Raw genomic sequence first — 24721 nt, forward strand, 5'->3', positions numbered from 1 at the left:
GCTCTAACATCCTAAATTTCCACTTTTGCCACCAAGTCCTGGTAAAACCAAGCTTGAGAATACAAAATATGCCTGTAGAGGGTTTCTATGAATATCTAGAAACCCTCATCGGCATTTAAATTTAGTTATGTAAGGACCTGAAATAGTATACTAGTACCCAGGATTCTGTTCTTGTAGGTTGGCGTTGTTAGAAAACTCTACCAAAGGTATTGGATATAGAAAATATGACTTACCTGTAATTGGATGTTGAATCAACCTGTTGCTGGGAAATGTAAGTTCTCCTTTGATATCCATTTGAAACTGGATCTTATCCCTTAAAATACCCCATCTATTCAAATCAAAATAACGTTTGCTCTCAAAAGCCAGCTCTACCCTTCGTTCCTTTCTAATGGCTTCCCTAAACTCCTGTTGAGTGGTCAATGATAATGCATCATGTGCTCCAAGTCCTGCGTTTACCCTGATTTCATTTAGAAGGTCGAAGGCTTCCCCATTAGGCACATAACCAATTTCATTTAATGCCTCTGCCCTCATTAGTAACACATCCGCATATCGAATAATAGGAAAATTCCATGTACTCTGCGTTATCGGCTGATCAACCTCATTGAAAAACTTATTAATATATAAAAGACTTCCTTTTGGTTGGTCGGGAAACAAGAAATTATCCAGGTCATAGCCTGCAAGGCTAACATCTTTTCGTTTATCACCTGGTTCGTATTCTTGAACAATACCATTACCAGAAGACAAACTACCGCCTTCCCCGTTCCAAGTGTCATCTGTGGGCAAATTAGCAGCACCACCTTGAAGATCGGGTGGAGAATAGGTGCCGCGGGAATTAATTGTTGTAGCCCCGGTCTCCCCTCCATATTGCACTTCAAAAATGGAACCAGGACCATTTTCCTGTGTGCCGTTAAAATTATCCGCATAATTCTCTAAAAGTCGTCCCTTTCCTATGATTTCGCTAGTATTTGAAACTGCCCCTTCCCATTCTTCCAATTCTAGATTTACGGTGGCCATCAATGCCAATGCTGCGTATTTCGTTGGCCTACCTACCTCTTGTCCTATGCCACCTGTATAGGTAGTAGGAAGAAGTGTTATTGCATCTCCCAAATCCAATTTTATTTGGGTATAAATCTCTGCAATGGAAGATCTGGGCAATTCGGCGTCCGCAGGTGTTTTTATCTCATTTACCAATAAGGGTACGCCTCCATAGAACCTTACCAAATTAAAATAGTAATATGCACGCATAAACTTGCTTTGCCCTTCTATTAAACGCCTCATTTCATCACTTGAAAACGATTCAACCAAAGGCAATCTTTCCAGCACGGTATTGGCCCGGGTAATCCCACGATAATGATTTTCCCAAGTCGTCTCTATAAGACCGAATGCTTCGTCAATATTAAAAATATCGGATTCCGTTTCTTTACGCCAAGTCCAAGTATCGTCACTTGACCTTCCGGCCATCTGCACCATGGTACCTCCATAAATGTTATGCAAAGGTTGAAATATGCCATTAACACCCGTAATCAGTCCTTCTTCCGTAGACAATAGGGCATCCAAAGCTACTTGTCCTTCAGGCTCTGGTTCCAAAATTTTACTACAGTTATGGAACAATATTCCGATTAATACTAGACCTATATATTTTATATAATTATTCATGTTGTCATTTTTACGTTAAAAACCAATTTTCACCCCTAAGTTATATTGCTTGGTATTGGGATAAGGTGTATAATCTATACCAGCAGACAATAGGCTTTCCCTACTTGATGCCTCAGGATCCAAACCTGTGTACTTTGTAAAAGTCAGTAGATTGGTGGCCGATATTGTAAATTGGGCACTACTAATAAAAGATGTCTCGAATATTATACCGGGAAGGTCATATGTTAGAGCAACGTTCTTAACCCTTAAAAAACTTGCATCTTCCAGAAAGCGGGTAGATGCCAAAGTGGCCAAGGTAGTGGTTGTACCTCCTTGGGAAGGTCTTGGGGAGGTCGCTGTTGGATTATCAGGAGTCCAAAAATCGGCAGCTTCCGCAAAATTCTGTACAAAAGGAACTCCCCTAGAGAATAGGTTTCTAGCTGTGTTGTAGAGTTTATTTCCTGTTGCAAAATTCATAAAAACGGATAATGATAGATTCTTATAAGAAAAGGTATTGTCCATTCCCCCTATAAATTTTGGGTGAGGGTTACCTACAAAAGCTCTATCCCCAGCATCTAAAAGTCCATTATTGTTAAGATCCTTGTATTTCGGATCTCCCGGCACCGCATTAAACCATGTAGCTGCTTCCGCCTCTTCGCCCAACTGCCACATACCGTCAAATATGTACATATTAAATGCGCCCACTGGTTTCCCAGCTACCGTTAAATTCGTTGGGACATTGGATAGAGGTATATTTTGGCCCGGTATTTCCAATGGTTCCCCAGCGGAATTACTCCCTATGTCCAACACTTCATTCTTATTGTAAGAGATATTGAAATCTGTAGACCATTTAAAATTTCCTGTCAGGTTTCTGGTGAAGATGGCAAATTCGACTCCCGAATTTCGCACCGAACCAATATTGACAATAGGAGGATTGGGCACACCAGCTGTCAAAGGAATAGGATTCTGAATCAATAGATCTTCAGATTTCTTATCGTAATAATCTATGGTACCACTAATTCTGCTCTTAAATAAGGCAAAATCAACACCAATATCCAATTGCTTGTTTGCCTCCCACTGTAAGGATGGATTTCCGATATTGGATGCCGAGTTGCCGACCACCACAGAATTGCCAAAAATATAGGGGGTAGAGGCCGCCCTGGTTATAAACTCAAAATTACCAATATTCTGATTTCCAGTAAGGCCATAACTTACCCTAAACTTTAGGTCATTCAAAGTTGTGCTGTTCTTCAAAAAGTTTTCCTGCGAAACCCTCCAGGCAAGTGAGGCCGAAGGAAACACACCATATCTTTTATCCGGTCCGAAACGTGAAGATCCATCCCTCCTTACCGTCGCAGTTAATAAATATCGGTCATCAAAACCGTAGTTTAATCTTGCAAAGGTAGAGGCCAGTCCCCCCTTCACGTTACTTCCTGTACTATTAAAACTGGTCTGATTTGATAACTGATTCAAAGCATTATCAATGGTCCCCGTTCCAAACGCAGAAGTCCTGCGCAATAGGAATTGTTGAGCAGATACCCCTACCAATAATTTTAAATCATGCTTATCAAACTCTTTAGTATAATCCAAAGTGGCATCTGCCACCCAGTTGGTATCGCTGTTATTGGATACTGTAACCGAGCCTTGGGTGTTGATCATTCTTCCAATTGAATAAATCGGATTATAGGCGTACCCCTCAACACGGACTAAATCGCCACCCAAATTGGTGTTAAAGAAAAGCCCATCCATAAGTCTGATATTCGCTTGGAAATTCCCCAGTAATCTTGTAGTGTTCAATTCTTTGGTAGGTAATAAAAGTGGAACCAAAGGATTGGAATTTGCCCCAAAATATGGAGCCGATGCGCTATCAACATTGGCAAGTTCTCCATTCTCATCATATGCCGGTGTGTAACTATGATGGTAAACAAAACCTCTATAACCCGTAGCACCCCAGTCATCCCCATCGGAATAGTTTTGAGGCTGGAAGCTCCCGGTAATATTAGTGCTAATTTTAAGCCAATCGTTAACTTGTGAACTTAAATTGGTTCTCAAAGAATATGTTTTTATATCTGTATTCAATAAAATACCGGTACGGTTCTGATACGAGGCGGAAGCAGAATATTGGGTGTTCTCGGTACCTCCTGAATAATTTAAATTATGAATTTGACGAATACCGGCACGTGTTCCTAGGTCTTGCCAATCGTTATCTACTTGCCAAATAGGGTTACTTGGATCATCATAAACAGCAGTACTTCTATTGGAATTCTTAAAGGCCTCCACAAAAAGTAATCTCTGCTGCTCTGTAGACATAACATCATAGCGCTCAGAAATATGTTCTATACTCAAATCTGAACTATACGTTAGTTGGGGTTTGCCAACCGTTCCTTTTTTAGTAGTGACAATTACAACACCGTTTGCAGCCCTAGCCCCATAGATAGCAGTTGCTGAAGCATCTTTTAAAATATCTATGGAAGAAATATCCTTAGGGTTTATAGTAGAAAAACTTGCACTGACCAATGGAACTCCGTCCACAACGATCAACGGTTCATTACTACCGGTCACGGATCCAACACCACGGATAGCTATTTGAAACTTTCCGTCCAGATCTCCACCTGATTGTCTAATTTGAACCCCACTACTGCGCCCCTGTAAAGCATCTGAAAAGTTAGCCGTAGGTCTGCTCTGTAATTTTTCTTCGGAAATATTGGACACAGCTCCGGTGATATCCGACTTCTTTTGCACACCATAACCTACCACAACTACTTCATCAAGTCCCGCAGCACTTTCTTCCAGAACAATATTAACACTGGCCTGTCCATTAAGAGGAACTTCCTTGGTAGAGTACCCAATATAGGAAACCACCAAAGTTGCATTGGCATTGGCTACATCAATGGAAAAATTACCATCAAAATCGGCGGTAACACCGTTGGTAGTACCTTTTTCTACCACATTGGCACCCGCCAAAGGAATACCGTCACTATCTGAAATCTGTCCGGAAACTATGCTCTGAAGTTTAATTGGACTATTCTGAAGCTCCTGATTGAGAATACTTGTCCGAGCCTCACGCTCTTTGAGGAAAATTTGTTTATCTACCACATTGTGGGTGGTCTTAGTGTTTCCAAATATCCTTTCAAGGATACTTGTAACCAATTCCTTATTGGCTTTTACACTAACTACACGGTTTAGATCAACTTCCTTTATTTGGTATACAAAATGAAAATCGGTTTTACTCTCTATTTCATCAATAAGCCTCTCTACGGTAACATTGTTAAGGTCCAATGTAATCTTTGTACGCTGGGCATAGGATGAATTGGCCTGCATGGTAAACAGTACCAAAAACATGAATAACATACTGATCTTCATCTTTAAACTGAGTTTAAGCAATGGGTACGACCTTCTCTTTTGGTCAAGAATTTTTTTCATACTTTTATAATGTTTGATTGTGGTTAAACGTAATGGTTAATCACTTCTACCGATCGGGAAATGGTGACGCATTTTCCGATTTTTTTATGAACCCATACAAGGGCGGTGCAAAGTGGTTTTTTTTGGTTGTTTTTAGTTCTTCATTGGCTGCATTTATTTAGTTTCTATTATTTAGTTTACAATTATTTCGTGCTCATTTATTACGGTATAATCAATATTGTACTCTCCCTTAAAGTAGTCCAATATTTTATGGATAGGCATATCCCCAAAACTGGCATTGAATTTGGCCGAAGCCAGTTTTTCATTATTATTAACGATCTTTACATCGTAATGTCGCTCTAGTTTTTTTAGGATATTATCGAAGGTCATATTCCTAAAAACCAATACCCCATTAACCCAGGAAGTATATATACTGGTGACTACTTCTTCCGTTGTAATATTTCCCTCGGCCTTATCATAACTACCTTTATGGCCTGGAACAAGCAATGTTCCTTCACCTCCATCGGATAATTCCGTTCCTGGATACATCCCTACAGAGCCCTCTACCAATACCACCTCTTTCAATTGATCTTCCGGATAAGCCGACACATTGAACTTTGTTCCAAACACCTTTATGTCCAAGTCAGCAGCATTTAATATAAATGGACGGTCCGTATCCTTAGCCACTTCAAGAAAGGCTTCACCTGTTAGGTAAACCCTTCGCTCTTTACCTATTATAAATTCAACGGGATACCTTAGGGACGAACCCGAATTTAAATAGGCCACGGAACCATCCGACAATTTTAGTTCAAAGTGCTTGCCATATGGTACATGAAGTGTGTTGTATATAGGTTCTCCCGAACCAGTCTTGCCCCCATTGGTATATACAAGTTGATTGCCCACTTGGGAGCCGACTACATTGCCTTCTGAGTCTATTACTTCTGAGGTGCCGTCTTCAGATATTACTTGGATATTTCCATCCTCCAGTTCCAGCGTAATGAAATTCTCTTTAGGGCCGAATTCTTTGACAGGATTATCTTTGGTTACATTTTCATTGACAAAGTACCCCAAAGTCATTGATAATATTACAATTGCCGCATATTTCAGAACACTTCTGTACTTGAATCTTTCCAGATGGCTTTTGTCTTTCTTAATTTTATCAAGTAAAAGACGTTTTGATTTCTCTGTATCGTAGGATTTCATTTTACGGTCAATTCTATAATTTAATCTTATATAATCACTAAAAAGCTGATTATTCAAAGGCTTCTTCAGTTCAATTTCCAATTGATCTAATTCCTGAGCTGAAATCGAAGACGTAATATATTTTACTATTAATTTATATACCTTTTTTGGTTTCATTAGCTACACAATTCACATTTATACGAAGCCATTTTAAGAAACCCTTATTTTTTTCACATTTTTTTTTCATATTTACCATATTATCGAACCAAAAAAAACCAAATCGAGAAATGAGGGGGAATTTTGAGAGCCAATCTGTTCTAATAGAAGGCCTAAAACAGGGCAATGAAGGTGCCTATGAATATTTGGTGGAACATTATCACAATAGACTATGTGTCTATGCCCACAGTCTTATAAGGGATGACCTGATGGCCGAAGACATTGTTCAAAGTGTTTTTGTACAGGTATGGGAAAAGCGGCACAAACTTAAGCATGATTTTTCCTTGGAAAATTACCTTTATAAATCCGTTCATAATAAATTTATAGACCAGTACAGAAAAGGCAAGGCGGTAATGGCCCTCGAAAAAAAGTATATAGAAGCCTTGGAGTTGGCGGTTGAGGAAAAAGACGAATTACAAGAACAAAAAATATTGGGAATACTTTTTAATGCAATATATGAACTGCCCCCTAAATGCCAGCAGATTTTTCTAATGAGCAAAAAGGAAGGCCTTACGAATATTGAAATATCTGAATACCTTAACGTATCCAAAAAGACTGTAGAGGGGCAGATCACCAAGGCTTTTGGCATTCTTAGGGAAAAATTGGGCAAGAAATATGAGGTGATCATGATGGTGGTTTTTGGCAGCGAAACTGAACGTCTTATTTAAAAGACTTCCTACACGATTATCGATTTTATTTGACGATAAAATCTCTCAGCTCATAAAATTGGTACTGCCATCACCATTATTTTGGGATAAATTCTTGGTTGCACCAAGATTCTAAATCTCTTTTTATAAACAATTGGGCAAACATTGGACTTATTAAATTACTGGCCTGCACATTATAATTGAACTTATGAACCTAGATCATAACCAGGGAATTAAACACAAAATTAGGTACATTCTTGATAAAAACTTTGGTACACCCCTAATATGAATCCAATAATTTCGTAAATTCAACATAATCACACTCTTATATTAAAATCATGGCAAATTTCAATCTAAAAATCAACGGAAAAACCCAGCAATTGGATGTGGATCCCACTACACCCATGCTTTGGGTATTACGAGACCATTTGAAATTGGTAGGTACCAAATACGGTTGCGGTATTTCACAATGTGGTGCGTGTACCATACATCTTGGCGATAATGCCGTACGCTCTTGCCAATTGCCTGTTTCGGCTGTGGGCAACCAAGAGATTACGACCATCGAAGGTCTATCTGAAAACGGCGATCATCCCGTGCAACTGGCCTGGATGGAAGAAGATGTTTATCAATGTGGTTATTGTCAGGCCGGACAGATCATGAACGCGAGTGCATTTCTAAAAAAGAATCCAAATCCCACCGATGAAGAGATCGAAGGAGCCATGAACGGAAATATTTGTCGCTGTGGAACCTACACACGAATCAAGAAAGCTATCAAGACCGCAGCTAATTCAAAAATCGCTTAAAAATTACCAGGTACATCAAAAAAAGTAAAATCATGACACTGATAAAAACTCAATATAATCGTCGTTCCTTTATAAAAGTTTCAGCCGCCGCAGGTGGTGGTATGCTCATAGGGTTTAGCTGGCTCAACGGCTGTAAGCCAAATACACCTGAACCGGAGGCGGGAGTGGCAATGCCAAAAGAATGGTTCGAAATCAACGGGTATATTAAAATTGGGGACACTGGAATGGTTACCATATATTCCCCCAATCCTGAAATAGGACAAAACGTGCGTACCTCCATGCCCATGATTGTAGCAGAAGAGTTGGATGTACCTTGGGAAAATGTGGTAGTAGAACAGGCGCCCTTAAACACAGGATGGTACCAAAACCAATTTGCGGGTGGAAGTTTATCCATTCGTTTAAGCTGGAATGCCTTGCGAATGGCAGGAGCAACTGGCAGAAGAATGTTATTGGAAGCAGCTGCAAAAGAATGGGGCGTACAGTTGTCAGATCTGACCGCCAGTGAAGGAGTCATCAAAGAAATTAATGGAGAACGAACAGTTACCTACGGGGAGATAGCCTCCAAGGCAGTCGGAATTGAAGTGCCAAAGGAAGTGGAGCTAAAAGGAGTCAAGGATTTCAAATTAATAGGCAGCTGTATCAAGAATGTAGACGGCAAAAAAATAGTTACAGGCCAACCTTTGTTTGGACTCGATTTCCATAGGGATGGTATGCAACTAGCCATGATACAGCACCCTCCGGCATTTGGCATGACGATAAAAGACTTTAACGAAGCAGAGATAAAAAGTATGCCCGGAGTAAAAGATGCCTTTATAGTCGACACTACCCTTGAAGAGCCTGGTGGGTTCGACGAAAAAGGTTTTAAACAGTTAATTGCCATCGTTGGCGAATCTACCTGGCAATTAATGCAAGCCAAAAAGGCCCTAAAAGCTAATTGGGAAACTACCGGAGAATTGGAAAGTTCCGAAATACATGTAAAAAGACTGGAAAAAGCGCTGGTGTCCGGGGAGGTACAGGAAAGTAGAAGGGATGGAAATCCGGAAGCCGCCTTTAAAAAAGCCGCTAAAATTATTGAACGAACCTATAGTGCCCCTTTCATTGCCCACAATACCTTGGAACCAATGAACTTTTTTGCCAATGTCACGGAGGATTCGGCGGAACTTATTGGTCCAACACAAACTCCTGAAGCCCTGGAAGGTTCTGTAGCCAAATTATTAAATCTGCCGTTGGAAAATGTAACGGTAAACATGACGCGTATTGGTGGGGGTTTTGGAAGAAGACTTTATGTACATTTTGGAGTTGAAGCAGCTGCCATTTCCAAAAAAATAGGGGCTCCCGTTAAACTTATCTATAGCAGGGAGGATGATATGACGCAAGGAACCTATCGCCCAACCTATCGTTCTGTCTATAAAGCGGGACTCGATGAAAACAATAATCTAATCGCTTTCACCGTAAAGGGTGCCGGATTACCCGAAGGTCCTGTATTTCCAAACCGATTCCCGGCTGGGGCAGTTGAGAATTATTCCGCCGAAAAAATTAAGGCGCCTACCAATGTTACCACAGGGGCCTGGCGGGCACCAAGATCTAATTTTACGGCGGGGGCCGAACAAGCTTTTCTTGACGAAGTGGCTGAAGCCGCAGGCAAAGATCCTATTGATTTTCGTTTGGAATTATTTGATCGTGCCATAAAAAACCCCGTAGGGGAAAAACATGAATATGAAGCAGAACGGTATGCAGGAGTTTTAAAACTGGTCAAGGAAAAAGCCGATTGGGGAACAACAAAACCCAATGTTCATCGTGGAGTAGCTGCCTATTTTTGCCATTCTACCTATGTTGCCGAAGTATTTGATATGGTCCTCAACAATGGACAGCCAATTGTGGAGAAGGTATGGTGTGCCGTGGATTGTGGTATCGTAGTGAACAGGGATGCCGCAAAAAATATGATTCAAGGCGGGGTTATCGATGGTATTGGTCATTCCATGTACAGCCAGCTGACCTTTGAAAATGGAGCACCTAAACAGATGAATTTTGACAAATATCAGTTGATCAGACATTCACAGGCACCAAAGGAAATTGAGGTTTTCTTTGTTGAGAATGAAATTGATCCAACCGGATTGGGAGAACCAGGTCTGCCTCCTGCTATTGGAGCCTTGGCCAATGCCTTATACAAAGCAACCGGACAGCGGCACTATCATCAACCATTTGTAACCGAAAAACAAGTAGTGGGATAAGAAAATTGGATTTGATGGAATTCCCGTTTAGGTCTTATAAACTGATATTATGGAAGCCGGTAAATTTTAATGCGAAAATAAATATCTAATATCAGGATTTAAGCACGTTTCCATCAAAGAATATTTATTCTACATGAAGCATCACAGGCATTAGTATATGCTATATTTTGTAGCGAGCAGCTAAAAAAAGCTACATTTAACTAAAGCATTCCCTTTTCCTTAAATATATTATAGATCATTGTTTTTTCTAAAAAATTAAAGGAACGATCCCTAAACCAATCGTGTATGGCAATCATTTCATTCTCCTTTTTTGCTTTACGCAAAATTTCATCGGATACTATATGCCAATATACCCATCTATTTGTAGCAAGGGCATACCCAATCTCGTCGTTGATCAAAGACCTTACGGGTTTATTTCTCAATCTTACGCCATTTTCCAACACTGCCAGAGTCTTGGTAAGGCGAACCACTTCCGAAAAAGAATACCTGTAAAAATCGCCAAATCCGTTCTGACCTACATTATATAATTTATCCCCAACTTTTAAATCTTCCATAAAAAAAGGAAACAAAAATAAAGGTCTATACCACTTAAATGAACTTTAAGAATTAGAACTTATAAACAATGCCTAATTAAGACAATACTTGGATAAATATAATATTTTGATTTTTCCCTTATGTCCATCGACCCATTTTTTACATTTTCATAGCAACCATTTATTCAATTCTTTTACATTTGTCCTCATAAAATCTATTACAATGAATATTGAAAGGGAATTGGGCAAAAGAAGCAATCATCAATGTGAGTTATGTACGAGTACTGAAAAATTAAGTGTATTTGAAGTTCAACCACCTAAAAGTGGTGGTTTGGAAGATTATTTATTCATTTGCGAAACCTGTAGGGATCAAATTGAAAATCCGGATAACACGGATCCAAATCACTGGCGCTGTTTAAATGATAGTATGTGGAGTGAGCATACTCCAGTGAAGGTAATGGCCTGGCGTATGTTGAGCAGATTAAGAAATGAAGGATGGCCACAGGATTTGTTGGATATGTTTTATTTGGAAGATGACCTATTGGATTGGGCAAAAGCCACCGGTGAAGGTGCACCTTCCGAGAATCAAATTATACATCGCGACAGCAATGGTGCCGTTATTGAAGCAGGCGATAGTGTTGTCCTTATAAAAGACTTACCGGTAAAGGGATCCAGTATGGTAGCTAAAAGAGGTACTGCCGTAAGACGTGTCTCCCTTGATCATGAAAATGCGGAGTACATTGAAGGTAAAGTAGATGGCCAACAAATCGTTATCCTAACAAAATTTGTTAAGAAAATATAATACCTGCTTAACAATAAATGAATTGTGTATCCCAATTCGCAATCATATTACTTATAGTCCACCACTGGAATATACTTATAGACCTAGGCTAATATAAAATGGTTCATGGCAAATAGAGATCCCTATGCCGCACTGAGATATAAGGAATTCAACGTTTTTTTGTTGGTCCGTTTTGCCATGGTTTTTGCATGGTCCATGCAATTTGTGGTTATAGAATGGGAGGTATATTCTTTAACCAAGAATCCCCTCTCTTTGGGGATGATAGGACTTATGGAGGTAATTCCCGCCGTATCATTGGCGTTGTTTGCCGGCCATATTGTAGATCAAAAGGAAAAAAAAGGATTGCTTCTTAAATGTATTTTAGGGTTTTCCATAATAAGCCTGGGACTATTTCTACTTACTTGGCCCCAAATAGTACGGGATTGGTCCCAAAGCACCATTTTGTATTCCATTTATTTTTTAGTGTTTTTGGGTGGAATTGTAAGGTCGTTTTTAGGGCCTACCATATTTTCCCTATTTGCACTGATCGTCCCAAAAAAAGTATATCCCAATGCCGCTACATGGAGTAGCTCTGTTTGGCAAATGGCGGCTGTTCTAGGCCCCGCTTTAGCCGGATTTAGCATTAATATAATCGGTGTGCATTGGTCCATGTGCCTAATTTTTGCCTTTTCTTTAATGGCGCTATTGATTTTGACCAAAATCAAAAAGAAACCTATTTTGAACCCAAATATTGGGGAGCCGGTAATACAAAGTTTAAAAGAAGGGGTGAAATTTGTAATTGGAACCAAAATTATTTTGGGGGCGATTACCTTGGATATGGTTGCCGTACTTTTTGGAGGGGCCATAGCGCTTTTACCCATTTATGCCCAGGACATACTAAAAGTTGGGCCAGAGGGATTTGGAATTTTACGAGCTGCCCCCGCTGTAGGTGCATTGATAATCATGTTTACCTCCGCTTATTTTCCATTAAACAAACATGCGGGTTTAAAACTTCTGGGATCTATTTTTGGTTTTGGTCTCTGTATAATTGTCTTTGGACTTTCCACTTCGTTTTGGATTTCCGTAACAGCACTTTTTTTTAGTGGTGTTACCGATGGAATTTCCATGATCATTAGACAAACTATCTTACAATTAAGGACGCCCGATCATATGCGTGGTAGGGTAGCTTCCGTGAATTCCATGTTCGTTGGATCTTCCAATGAGCTAGGAGCCTTTGAAAGTGGACTTACGGCCAAGTTGATGGGAACGGTCACCGCGGTCGTTTTTGGCGGTTGTATGACCTTAATTACGGTAATATTCACTGGCGCCATCTCCCCTACTTTTAGAAAACTGGATCTAAGGAAGGATTTGGAGGAACATGAAAAAGATGATGTATAAATCCTACTTCAATGTTCCTCTTAATATTTCTTACTCCAAAAAAGTTTAATACTAATTGCTTTTTTCCGGTTGGTATATTAATATCCATTCCGGGTTATCCTCATCCTTGCTCTTGGAAACACTCCTAAAACCATTTTTCTCGTAGAAGGTTCTTAATCCCTCCTCCTCTATCGTTAGCCAATAAGATTGATCCGGAAATTGCACCTTTAAGGCGGAAAGCCATTTTGAACCCAAGGATTGACCACGATACTTCGGGTCGACAAATAAAAAACCGATATAATGAAAATTGGCGTTCACGTATTTTTGCCACTCCTCAACTTCAAAATCGGTCATATTTGGAGGGGCCGCGCGGAAAACAATTCCACCAGCGGTGATGTCCATGGCCTCTTTTAATACATAGATACTCGCATTATCCTTGTAATCGTCCCAAACAGATTCAATTACATCTTGCCAATCATCTGGAAGAATATTAAAAAAACTGTGTCCGTCATGTCTTAAATTTATCAGTCCCATATAAAGTTATCTACTTGTACTAATACCAGCTGCTCTTTATAACAGTCCCCACGACCACAAGCGGTCAAAATCATCTGACCACCTATCACCAATGTCCGTTCTGTAATAAACATTATTAATAATGATATTACTTATCCTATTCTGCATCATTTTTTGGGCATCTTTCATAGTGAGGCCGGTTCCTGTGACCAACAAAGCTATACCCGTATTTCCGGTAATAAGCCATTCATCATTAATTTTCTTGAGATGCATGGGATGCACCCCATCTTTCATATCCTTTTTAAAGACGATGACGGAATCCTTCGAAAATAGTTCAAAGGTTTTTTTATCTTCGAAAGGAAAAGGGGGGACCACCATATAGGCTCCAACCTGAAAACCTTTTCTAACATTAATCCTAAAACTCTCTCCGGAGGCCAACTTAAAAAACATATTTCCCAACGGTTCCAAAATTCCGGCACGCTGTATAAATATCTGTGGGTATCCAAATCTGGAAGTAAATTCCAAGGGATATATACCATTGCCGTTCACAATACAATTAATATCCAATTGACCTATAAAACCACCCTTGGCCAAGGAACTTTCAAACTTCTTCAAGGTCGCCTCAAAAATAGGTGAATCCTTGGTCCAAAACATACTGGATCCCATCTCCCCGGTGGATACTCCCAATTCCTTTGGAAAAAGCTTCTTATGCTCGAAGGTAATATTAATCGGATAAATAAACTCCTTCCCGTTAAAATAGGCAGACGCGGACACCTCTACCCCTTTTACCTTGCGCTGCAATTGAAAATTTCCAAAATCATTACCCCACGATTTCTCATACGCCTTTAAAACCCTGATTACATCCAACCCTTCGTCATCACTGCCAACAAACAACAATTGCTTGTATTCTTGCGTTTCTCCAGATGGCTTTATCACGTAGGCATTGGGGTTCGCCTTAACATAGTCGATAGCATCCTGAAAATTGAAAAACTCTTTGGATGGCAATATTTTTATGCCATGTTTCTTTAATTCTGCCTGTCCAAAATTACGGTCCAATTCCAAAAGATCGGAATATTCCGTACCCCCAACCACTAACTTACCTTGCGCCCTTAGTTCTGAACATATTTTACCATAACCGGTATAATCAAAAATAAGGACATCTGCCCAATCGATATAGCTTTTCCAGTCTTTGGCCTTTTGCACAAAACCATAGCCTATTTCCCTGGATGGCTTATCTTCGATATACATTTTAACGGCGTGGCCTTCGTTCAAAATGGCTACCGCCATATCCAATGTTTCACCCCATCGTGATACGATCAAGAAATTGCGTTTAATTTCTATTTGTTTTTTAAATTTCTCCTTTTTCAATTTATTGAGATATATTATTTTTTTAAGAATTAGTTACCAAGTTTATTTGAAGCTATAGTGCATAAAGTAACGATTTTAATTGCAAAATAGACTGAAAACCAGCTATTTCCCTTTTAAAACAAAACAATTTTAATAAATATTCGTTAATGTAATTCGGCGTCCTATGTTGGGGACAGTAGAGCATAACCATGGTATGCCCGAATTGGAGTGTAGGTTTCAATATACCAAGCTAGTGCCCAATAGTGAATAATTTTGAAGCAAATATATGTGAAAATTAAATATCTAATAAAAATAAAGGGCAGAAAATTATAGTCAACTTTATACCCCTTTGTGTCGTACAACAACCATAATTGGTTTTTGACATAACCATGTTTTTAGCCTATTGATATACTTCATAAATATCAACTACTACAAATGTTCCAAATACTAATTAAGAAAAATTTTCTGGTAGACTATCTAGGACACTTCGTAGATATCCATAATCATATCTTACCCGGACTCGATGACGGGGCTAAGGATATTGAGGACTCTTTGGATATAATCACCGGCTTTAATGAAATTGGAATTAGCCACATAGTAACTACGCCCCATGTAAATCAAAATTACTACCCAAATACAACAGAAAGCATTCATACCGCTCACAACCTGGTTCAAAATCAATTATTGCATTTAGGATTAAAGCATATTGCTTTGGAGTCATCCTCGGAGTATATGATTGATTCAAATTTCGAGAATTTATTGGACCAAAAACTTATAGCTCCAATTCGCAATAAATTTTTGTTAGTGGAAATGCCCTTTCTACAAAGCCCTATTAACTTTGACCAAGCCACTTTTAAAATAGCAACCAAGGGCTATTATCCAATATTGGCACATCCAGAGCGCTACTTTTTTCTACATAGCAATTACAAAAATTATGGAGGCTTTAAATCCAAAGGAATTTCTTTACAATTAAATCTATTGTCTCTCGGTAATTATTACGGAAAGCAAGTGTCCAAAATTGCAGAAAAGCTTCTAATGAACGATTACATAGACTTTGCGGGTACGGATATACACAATATTAACCAATTGCAGTTGCTAAAAGACATTAAACTAAGCAATAGGACCTTAAATAAATTAATCCCAATTTTAAATAGGAATGTGGAAACATTCTATTAAAAATTGCAATTTATAATAGAACTGGACACTTGTGAATCCCATTCAATTTGTAGCCAAAAAAACAATTGCCTATAAGGATATTAATTTGCAATAATTAATAATATCCTACCTTTGCCCGAAATTGAAATTCATGTTTTATTTTTTTCAGAAGAAAAAATTTTTAGTTGACTCCCTTGAAAATTTTATAGACATACACAATCACATTCTACCTGGAATAGATGATGGTGCCAAAACTGTTGAAGACTCCATTAATCTTATAAAAGGATTCTCGGATATTGGGGTGAAAAAGTTTATTGCTACCCCCCATATCATGCATAATTATTATCCCAATGACTATGAGACCATTCATGCGGCACATGGCAAAGTACAAAATAAGCTTTTAAGGGAAGACATGAAAGATATCACGCTGGATGTGGCAGCGGAACATATGATAGATGCCAATTTTGATCACCTTCTTGACCAGGAAAAAGTGATGCCGTTGAGAAATAATTATTTATTGATAGAAATGTCATATTTACAACCTCCTATCAATTTTGATGAGGCAATTTTAAATATAGCCGCCCATAGGCATTTCCCAATTCTTGCACATCCCGAAAGATATGCCTTCATACATCAGGACTCCTCTAAATTTCAAAAATATAAGAATAGTGGAATTTTATTTCAGATGAATATCTTATCCTTAAGCCAATTCTATGGTAAAGACGTACAGAAAAAGGCTCACAAACTATTACAAAACGGTTTAATAGATTATGTAGCTTCTGATGTCCATAATCAACAACAGTTACAAAGTATTAAAGAGTTACAACTGAGCAATAACCTAATAAAATTGCTTTATCCCGTTATTCAAAATACGATAAGCGATTTCTATTAAATTAGAACTGCCACCATTTTTTATGGGACTTGCCATATCCATATCCATATGAACCACCGTACCCCAAATTGGAAACCTTTACATTGTTCACAACAAAAGATAATCCATTTAATTTTCCCTCCTTTTTTAATTTAACCGGAAAATCGAGTACTTTCTTCTCCGTAACCCCAGCTTTGGTTACATAAATAATATGATCCGCATATTCCGTAATCAATAAGGTATCCGTAACTACCATCAAAGGCGCGGTATCTACTATGACATAGTCATATTTCCCAGAAACCTCCTCCAACAATTCTTTCATTCGGTTACTCATTAAAAGTTCTGCCGGATTGGGTGGTATTTTTCCTGAGTAGATAACATCAATGGTATTGGTGTGTACCAACATGGAATGTGTAATATCTTTGACATTCAAATCCTTATCGTACAAATATTCCGTTAATCCAGTGTCTCTATTTCTTGAAGATCCACCAAGCTCGTCTATGTTTTTACTTTTAAAGAAACTATACAATTTCGGATTTCGGATATCGGCCCCTATTAAAAGTACTTTTTTGTTAGTACTGGCAAATATCATGGAAAGGTTCGAAGAAAGAAATGTTTTCCCTTCGCCCGGCACAGAAGAGGTAATATAAATTAAGTTTCCTCTGCCATCATTACTTTTGGACTTTATCATGTAGTCTAAGTTGGTTCTTATAATTCTTAAGGACTCTGCCAAAATAGACCGATCATTCTTACCTACCAACTTTGCCTCCTTCTTACCCAGCTTTGGAAGTTCCCCCAATACAGGTATGTCTCTAATTAATCTCTCCAAACCAGTTTTACTATGAACTTTATTGTCCAGTAAGTCGTTGGCATAGATTATTGAAAATGGAATAATTAACCCAAACAAAAAGAACGTCATATACACAATCTTACTATTGGGAGATACGGGCAATGAACTAACACTATAGGATTGATCAATTATTTTTGATTTTGGTTTGGCCGATGCATAAGAAATCTGGGATTCCTCCCGTTTCTGAAGCAAATAAAGGTAAAGAGATTCCGTAGTTTCCTGTTTCCTACCAATGTCCCTTAAGGCACGTTGATTTTTTGGTGCAGCGTATAATCGGGAATTTACCTTTGATAGCTGACTGCTTAGACTATTTACTTGTAGTGCTAAATTATTGGTCATACTTCCCAAACTGGATTGCATACTCCTTTTTAATCCTTGCAATTGTTGATCTAGATTTACAATTACTGGATTCTTTTCATTGGAACTTTTTAACAATCGGTTCCTTTCCGCTACCAATTCATTGTATCTATTTGTGGTATTCGCAATAGTGGGATCGGATAATCCCACATTGGAGGGGAGAGTTTCATAACCTTCCTGATTCTCGACCAAGTCTTTCATGGAGGAAGCAATGTCCAATTGTAATGCCGTATTTTGCAATTCTTGTTGGCTACTGGCACTTACCGTTAAATTAACGCTAGACTGTGATGCTATATCGGTAATACCCCTTCCTGCTTTGTAATCTTCCTCTGTTTGGTCTTGTATAGAAAGGTTGGAATAAATTTCTGTAATCCTGTCATTGATAAATTCAGATGTTCTGTCCGCTACTGCCTTCCTATCCGCAATGGCATTGTTGTTATAGGTCTCTATCAAGGTATTGATAATATCCTTGGCCTTTTTTTGTATAGGATCGTTCAACGAAATATTCAGGATATTGGAATATTCAGCGGCGGGTGAAACCCTAATACCATATTGATATTGTTGTGCTACTAGGGCCACTGGTGTAATAGCTACTCTGTAATTTCTGTCCCGGTAGGCCGTAATGTCCGTAACATTGGGGGTAATTACGATGTCTCCAATGGGAGTAGAAATATTTTTTCCATAGGAATAAGGTTTAATAGGCTGGCCCTCCTCAAGCGTAAAACCGAAGGTAGTTTCATTGGATATGGTCAGATAAAAATTAAAATTAGCATTATTAATTATGGAATCCTTAGCAATAAAATTGACTTTAAAGGGCGGATTTTGATATATTTCAGAATCCAAAATCTTTCCTAAAGAGGTAATCTTCACATTGAGACCCAACTTCTTTACCACTTCAATCAAATTCGACCTGGAATTTATTAATTCTATTTCATCCTCAACCTTATTAGTCCCACCAGCCATCACTCCCAAATCCTGAAAAGTACTGAGTTCGGAATTGGAATTTTTATCATCCAATATTTGAATTTTAGCTTGGGCCGCATACTCTGGAACAGAATACCTTAGCTTTACATAAGCAATTGCCAATGCCACTAGAACAGAAAGCACAAACCATTTCCAATGTTTGGTATAATTTGTTATATAATCTTTTAATCCAGGTTCAGAGGATAAATTTTGAGAGTTCAAACCCATTGTAATCAATAATTTTATTGTATTTAATTTCTTGTAATCAACACTACGGTAGTAGTAATTATAATTGAAGCGATAGATAGTGCTATAGAAGACCTACTATCTAGGGTTGCAGAAGCAATAAGTGATTTGTTGGGCTCAACATACACTACATCGTTTTGGGTTAGGTAATATACCGGCGAGTTTAAAACTTCTTTTTTGGTGAGATCAATTCGAGTATACACTTTGGTTCCGTTAAAATCACGGATAACCATTACATTATCACGCATACCCTTTATGTTAAGGTCCCCTGCCAATCCCAAGGCTTCCAATACTGTTATTTGCTCTCCGTTTACAGCGTAAGTCCCTGGTCTATTTACGGCACCCAATACAGTAACGGTGAAATTTTTCAATCTAATGTTAATAATTGGATCCTTTAAATAATCCTTTAATCGTTCGGTTAACAAGTTTTTGGCCTCACCTGGTGAAAGCCCCAATAATTTGACAGTGCCAAGAACTGGAAAATCTATTTCACCGTTTTTGTCAATGATATAATCCAGCTCTTCTGGCCTCATTCCCCCCTCAACAATACCCTTCATAATATTGAAAGGCACACTGGCCTGGGGATCTAAGGTAGAAACATTGATGCTCAGTACATCGTCAATCTTAAACCGGTTTAAATTGGAATTATCGCTGACTATGGTCTCAAAAGCACTGGCATTCTGAAAATAAACCACATCTTTCTTAGACCCACAGGAGGATATTAATATAGTAGATACAACTAAGGCAAAAGCTCTTAAGCCCATAATTTTATTGTTTTTAAACATAATATAGCGGATTTCTAATGCAAGTATAATGAAAATTTAGGACTGTAAAATTTTCTTTGTAAGGTTTGTATGGGCTGCAACCTCAGCTTCCTCAATGGGTTTGGACTCCTTTTTATCAAGTTTACAGAGTTCTGAATTATTTGAAACATATTCAGGTACAATCTCTTTCATCAATTTAACCGTATTTTCATTAAAAAACATGTTAGAAACACATAATTCATTGATTTTGGATTTGGTCTCCTCATAAATCAATTCCCTGGATTTACTGATCATAATTTTCTTATGATATGTAGGCATAGTATCTTCACCATTGGCTAGTAGCTCCTCGTATAATTTTTCGCCCGGTCTAAGCCCTGTAATTTTGATATCGATATCTTCAGGATATTTCAGTCCAGATAATTTGATCATATTTTTTGCCAGATCAAAAATCTTTACGGAATCACCCATATCAAATATAAATATTTCTCCCCCTTGACCCATTCCTCCAGCTTCCAAAACCAATTGTGCAGCCTCTGGAATAGTCATAAAATAACGAGTGATTTCCTTATGTGTAACTGTTAGCGGACCACCCTTCTCTATTTGTTTTTTAAACAGAGGAATTACTGAACCATTGGACCCTAGTACATTTCCAAATCTTGTGGTAATAAACTTTGTCTTCTTGTATTGTTCGGCACAGCTGATGTACATTTCCGCGATCCTCTTAGTAGCTCCCATTACATTGGTCGGATTAACCGCTTTATCCGTGGAAACAAAAATAAATTTATCCACATTGTTATCTAAGGACAGGTCCACAATAACTTTAGTACCTGCCACATTAATTTTAATGGCCTCATAGGAATTATACTCCATGAGTGGCACATGTTTATAGGCTGCAGCATGGAACACCATATGGGGTTTATATTCCTGAAAAATAGAAGACATTCTATTTTTATCCCTTATATCCCCGACTATGGGAATGAAATTATGGAATCCATTCTGTTTTAATTCTTGCTGTAAGTCGTACAACGCAGATTCGGCCTGATCAATAACAATTAAGGATTTGTATTCGCAATTGGCTATCTGCCTTACCAGTTCACTACCAATTGAACCTGCGCCACCAGTTACAAAGATTACCTTATCCCTAAGTTCATTGGCTATTCTCTTATTCTTGATATTGATCGGTACCCGATCCAAAAGGTCTTCGATCTGTACTTGTTTGATCTGGGATATTTTCAGCTCTCCATTGATCCAATCCTCTATAGGAGGAACAATTTTAACTTGCACGGGGAAATCGACTAATTCTTCCACCAATTGTCTGAGCTTATTGTGATCTATATTCTGTATTGAAAAAATAATCTCAGATATATCATTGCTCTTTATAAAATAGTCCGTAAGTACCTCTGGACCATATACCCGTACCCCATTAATATTTTTACCTACTTTTTCATAATCCTTATCGATATAACCCACTACTTTGGAAATACTACCGCTGTGGCCTGTCAAGGCATTTTGGGTTAAAATGCCAGATTCTCCGGCACCATAAATAAGTACGTTCTTGGTTATCTTAAATTGCTTAACAAAATTGTAATAAGCGGTCTTAAAAACATATCGGGAGGCAGTTAAAGCGATAAAATTCAAAAGACTATGAATAATAATTATAGATAAGGGAACTGTAAAACCGTCCATAAAATCCATTTCCCGATTAAGGATTACCATAAATATGGTAATGATACTGGAGAGACATATAGCATTAAAAATATTGTATACATCCCTTACGCCGGTATGTCGCACTACACCCTTATAGGAACCGGTTATTAAAAAGGATATTGCACCAATTAACATGATAACCGGTAGCTGCAATAGTAATTTATCACTATCAAAATTAAGGGTAAGATTAAAACGGATAAGATAAGAAAACACAAACGTTATGGTTACCAACATTAAATCGATTACCAACACGATCCATTTGGAAGTATATTTCTGCGCCCTATTGGTTAAGTAGTGTTGTATCATTTGGTCATTGCTATTTTAATTACTTCAATTACTCGATCAAGATCCCCCATTTGCAGATTGGAACCACTAGGAAGACACAAACCTCTATCAAATAAATCTTCTGAAGTACCATCAACATAATAATCACAATTTTCAAATGCAGGCTGTAAGTGCATCGGCTTCCATAAAGGTCGGGACTCTATATCAACTTCCTGCAATGCTAGGCGTATTCTTTCTCGAAATTGTACCGATGGTGTCAAAATACATGTAAGCCACCTATTGCAATACATTTCTGGCATTTCTTCTAAAAATTCAATTTCTGAAATATGTCCTAATTCTTGTTTATAATATTTAAAATTAGATCTTCTAGCCGCAACTCGGTCATCCAGAACTTCCATTTGCCCTCTTCCAATTCCGGCCAACACATTGCTCATTCTATAATTATAACCTACTTCGGAGTGTTGATAATGTGGGGCATTATCCCTTGCCTGTGTTGCTAGATAGACAGCTTTATCTTTATATTTCTTATTCTTTGCAACTAAGGCTCCACCTCCAGAGGTGGTAATTATTTTATTTCCATTAAAAGACAATACACCAATATCTCCAAAGCTGCCACATTTCACACCTGCATAGGTACTCCCCAAGGCCTCCGCACTATCTTCCAATACCGGAATACCATATTGTTCCCCAACAGCCTTTACCTCATTGACCTTATAGGGCATTCCATATAGATGGACCGCAATAATGGCTTTTGGTTTTTTACCTCTTGCAATCCTGTCCTCAATAGCCTTTTTCAACAAAAAAGGTGAAATATTCCAAGTATCCTTCTCACTATCTACAAATATTGGTTTGGCTCCTAAATAACAAATTGGATTCGCCGAAGCAGAAAAGGTAAAACTTTGACAAATCACCTCATCACCATTAGACACCCCAAGCAACATCAAACCTAAGTGAATTGCCGCTGTACCTGAACTCAATGCAGCTACATGTACATCATTATCCAAATAACTTTCTATACTGGCCTCGAAACCATTTACGTTTGGACCTAACGGTGCTACCCAATTGGTATCAAAAGCCTCTTTAACATAGCGTTGTTCACCTTCCCCAATATGTGGAGAGGAAAGCCAAATTTTTGTACTTGTAATAGTCATCAATATTTAGTGTTTATGTAAAGTACCTAGACAAAAATATACATAGTTTTCGGTATTAAATCATAATACCACCTAATTTCGTTTAAGACTTAAAAATATCGTTTAAATGCCTCAAATGTAGATTTTACCATTACTAAAAACCTCTAATTTCAAGATACTTCAAATAAATCACAACAATATCCAAATACCCTTAAAAACAACCCATTTCCAAATAATAAATTGACCAATTAAGCTGCTTTAAACAACCTTACATACTTTTGGCAAACAACATTGTCCGCAACCTTTAAGATAGGAAATAAATAGTAGAGTTTTCCAATCAATTTAAAGAAAATAATATATTCCAAAAATGACCTTCATGAATTGGACAAAAGTTTAAATAGGACTCATGAAGCTTTTGCGCCCGGCCCAATTCCTAAGCGATCTCTTTAAAATAATAACCACTAAAATGAATTCCATCAACCATTGCCTTAAGAGACAATGTAAAAACTACCTATTTAACTAATGATCGGCAAGCTCCATGAGTTTAAAAAAATCTGTGCATATGACAGAAAATACACATGAAAAAATTCGATAATCAGCTAAAAATCAAAAATTATCTTAAAGAAAAGTGTATTTCATCGAAAATAGCACTTAAAAAAATCCAAACCATTGAAAGCAAACGTAAAACCACCATTACAACTAAAATGTGCAGTTCATCGAAAATAGAAGGTATTTTGCCGATGATATTGTAAAAATAGATAATATTGTAGAACCCAAAAGATTATCGTTTAAATAAATGTCTTAACTTATGAAATTTCACCCCAAGAATCTCTTACAAGTGACCCTAGTTTGTTTTGTCCTCATCTTAAGTTTTTCCTGCAACAAGGATTCCGATCTATTGGCCGAGTATGTAGTAGAAAACCCACAATCTTTTTTAGTTAACGATGTGGTTGTTACACTGGCCAACAATCCAATTGTTATCTCTCCTTTAAGCAACGATACTTTTGAAGAACCCGAAAAAGTGGCCATAACTGAGGTAACACCCCCTAAAATGGGTACAGCAGTAGTTAACGACGATAACACCATAACTTATACCCCGGATACTGACCAGACCGGTAGTGATGAGTTCGATTATTCCGCTTCTGTTACCAACCCAGATAATACTGTTACAACAGAAACCGGATCGGTAACTGTGACCGTGACCGACAAGACCCCAACAGAACCTACATCACCTTCAGAGATGGGGGCTTTAAAAGCTTTCCCGGGTGCCGAGGGATTTGGAAAAAATACCACCGGAGGCAGAGGTGGCATTGTGGTAGAGGTTACCAATTTAAATGATAGCGGTTCAGGTAGTTTACGAAGCGCTTTGGATATGAAAGGCAAAAGAACAATAGTATTTAAAGTTGCAGGAAATATTAATCTTAATTCATATTTATCTGTTGGTCCTGATAATGGTGATCTAACTATTGCTGGCCAAACTGCACCTGGTGGTGGAATTACCATAGCCAATCACGGGATTAGGATACAAGGATCTAATACTATTGTACGTTATTTAAGATTTAGACCGGGGAACTCTGCCGATACAGGTGAAGATGCAGTTACTATTGTAGCTTATAGTGGAAGAACTACAAAAAATGTTATTTTAGATCACTGTAGTATTTCATGGGGAAAAGATGAAAATTTTAATATAGGAGCAATAGGCGGAAATGGTGTTAACAATGTAACT

18 protein-coding genes are annotated in these 24721 nt (G+C 38.1%); 8 read left to right on the forward strand and 10 right to left on the reverse strand.

The window, feature by feature from the left end; all coding sequences use genetic code 11:
- Positions 1-150: 150 nt before the first annotated feature.
- The 3 genes from BUA60_RS12150 to BUA60_RS12160 form a co-directional block, all read right to left on the reverse strand.
- Positions 151-1656 carry a RagB/SusD family nutrient uptake outer membrane protein gene (locus BUA60_RS12150; RefSeq protein WP_072862032.1) on the reverse strand — a complete coding sequence of 502 codons (1506 nt, stop codon included), beginning with the start codon at positions 1654-1656 and terminating at the stop codon, positions 151-153.
- A gap of 15 nt (positions 1657-1671) precedes the next feature.
- Entirely contained in the window at positions 1672-5058 is a 3387-nt protein-coding gene (locus tag BUA60_RS12155; protein WP_084532578.1) for a SusC/RagA family TonB-linked outer membrane protein, read from the reverse strand.
- Between the two features lie 171 nt (positions 5059-5229).
- Positions 5230-6396 carry a FecR family protein gene (locus BUA60_RS12160; protein WP_072862034.1) on the reverse strand — a complete coding sequence of 389 codons (1167 nt, stop codon included), beginning with the start codon at positions 6394-6396 and terminating at the stop codon, positions 5230-5232.
- Between the two features lie 110 nt (positions 6397-6506).
- Between BUA60_RS12160 and BUA60_RS12165 the strand changes: the two genes are divergently transcribed.
- The 3 genes from BUA60_RS12165 to BUA60_RS12175 all read left to right on the forward strand — a co-directional run bounded on the left by BUA60_RS12165 (position 6507) and on the right by BUA60_RS12175 (position 10116).
- Positions 6507-7103 (forward strand): RNA polymerase sigma factor, encoded by a 597-nt coding sequence (locus BUA60_RS12165; protein WP_072862035.1) that lies wholly within the window; start codon positions 6507-6509, stop codon positions 7101-7103.
- Between the two features lie 317 nt (positions 7104-7420).
- A complete protein-coding gene (locus tag BUA60_RS12170) occupies positions 7421-7885 on the forward strand; it encodes a (2Fe-2S)-binding protein (protein WP_072862036.1) in 465 nt (154 codons plus the stop codon).
- Between the two features lie 32 nt (positions 7886-7917).
- Positions 7918-10116 carry a xanthine dehydrogenase family protein molybdopterin-binding subunit gene (locus BUA60_RS12175; protein ID WP_072862037.1) on the forward strand — a complete coding sequence of 733 codons (2199 nt, stop codon included), beginning with the start codon at positions 7918-7920 and terminating at the stop codon, positions 10114-10116.
- Positions 10117-10316: 200 nt separating this feature from the next.
- On the opposite strand, the gene BUA60_RS12180 is transcribed toward BUA60_RS12175, so the two are convergent.
- Complete coding sequence (locus BUA60_RS12180) at positions 10317-10670, reverse strand: pyruvate kinase (protein ID WP_072862038.1); 354 nt, start codon at positions 10668-10670, stop codon at positions 10317-10319.
- A 202-nt stretch (positions 10671-10872) separates the two neighbouring features.
- Between BUA60_RS12180 and BUA60_RS12185 the strand changes: the two genes are divergently transcribed.
- Both BUA60_RS12185 and BUA60_RS12190 read left to right on the forward strand, forming a co-directional pair.
- The gene (locus BUA60_RS12185) at positions 10873-11451 is read left to right on the forward strand and encodes a PhnA domain-containing protein (RefSeq protein WP_072862039.1); all 579 of its coding nucleotides are present in this window, start codon (positions 10873-10875) and stop codon (positions 11449-11451) included.
- Positions 11452-11556: 105 nt separating this feature from the next.
- The gene (locus BUA60_RS12190) at positions 11557-12828 is read left to right on the forward strand and encodes an MFS transporter (protein ID WP_072862040.1); all 1272 of its coding nucleotides are present in this window, start codon (positions 11557-11559) and stop codon (positions 12826-12828) included.
- Between the two features lie 51 nt (positions 12829-12879).
- Here the strand turns inward: BUA60_RS12190 and BUA60_RS12195 are convergent, their stop codons facing one another.
- Positions 12880-13341: a GNAT family N-acetyltransferase gene (locus BUA60_RS12195; RefSeq protein ID WP_072862041.1), complete on the reverse strand. Its 462-nt coding sequence runs from the start codon at positions 13339-13341 to the stop codon at positions 12880-12882.
- Positions 13342-13377: 36 nt separating this feature from the next.
- Positions 13378-14688 carry a phosphoribosylamine--glycine ligase gene (locus BUA60_RS12200; RefSeq protein ID WP_245802541.1) on the reverse strand — a complete coding sequence of 437 codons (1311 nt, stop codon included), beginning with the start codon at positions 14686-14688 and terminating at the stop codon, positions 13378-13380.
- A gap of 414 nt (positions 14689-15102) precedes the next feature.
- Between BUA60_RS12200 and BUA60_RS12205 the strand changes: the two genes are divergently transcribed.
- Positions 15103-15843, forward strand: a complete 741-nt coding sequence (locus BUA60_RS12205; RefSeq protein WP_072862042.1) for a tyrosine-protein phosphatase — start codon at positions 15103-15105, stop codon at positions 15841-15843.
- Positions 15844-15973: 130 nt separating this feature from the next.
- Positions 15974-16714, forward strand: coding sequence for a tyrosine-protein phosphatase (locus BUA60_RS12210; protein ID WP_072862043.1), 741 nt, complete (start codon positions 15974-15976; stop codon positions 16712-16714).
- A 1-nt stretch (position 16715) separates the two neighbouring features.
- Here BUA60_RS12210 and BUA60_RS12215 read toward each other — a convergent pair whose 3' ends face one another.
- Genes BUA60_RS12215 through BUA60_RS12230 form a run of 4 tightly spaced genes read right to left on the reverse strand, consistent with a single transcriptional unit; the run spans position 16716 to position 23016 of the window.
- A complete protein-coding gene (locus tag BUA60_RS12215) occupies positions 16716-19091 on the reverse strand; it encodes a GumC family protein (RefSeq protein ID WP_072862044.1) in 2376 nt (791 codons plus the stop codon).
- A gap of 23 nt (positions 19092-19114) precedes the next feature.
- Positions 19115-19873: a polysaccharide biosynthesis/export family protein gene (locus BUA60_RS12220; protein WP_072862090.1), complete on the reverse strand. Its 759-nt coding sequence runs from the start codon at positions 19871-19873 to the stop codon at positions 19115-19117.
- Positions 19874-19930: 57 nt separating this feature from the next.
- Positions 19931-21886, reverse strand: coding sequence for a polysaccharide biosynthesis protein (locus BUA60_RS12225; protein WP_072862045.1), 1956 nt, complete (start codon positions 21884-21886; stop codon positions 19931-19933).
- Positions 21883-23016 (reverse strand): DegT/DnrJ/EryC1/StrS family aminotransferase, encoded by a 1134-nt coding sequence (locus tag BUA60_RS12230; RefSeq protein ID WP_072862046.1) that lies wholly within the window; start codon positions 23014-23016, stop codon positions 21883-21885. The genes BUA60_RS12225 and BUA60_RS12230 overlap by 4 nt, the downstream gene beginning before the upstream one ends.
- A 787-nt stretch (positions 23017-23803) precedes the next feature.
- Between BUA60_RS12230 and BUA60_RS12235 the strand changes: the two genes are divergently transcribed.
- Positions 23804-24721 (forward strand): Ig-like domain-containing protein (locus BUA60_RS12235; protein ID WP_245802542.1); only part of this gene is annotated, 918 nt, incomplete at its 3' end.

The sequence above is a fragment of the Arenibacter palladensis genome (assembly GCF_900129275.1).
Lineage (GTDB): Bacteria > Bacteroidota > Bacteroidia > Flavobacteriales > Flavobacteriaceae > Arenibacter > Arenibacter palladensis.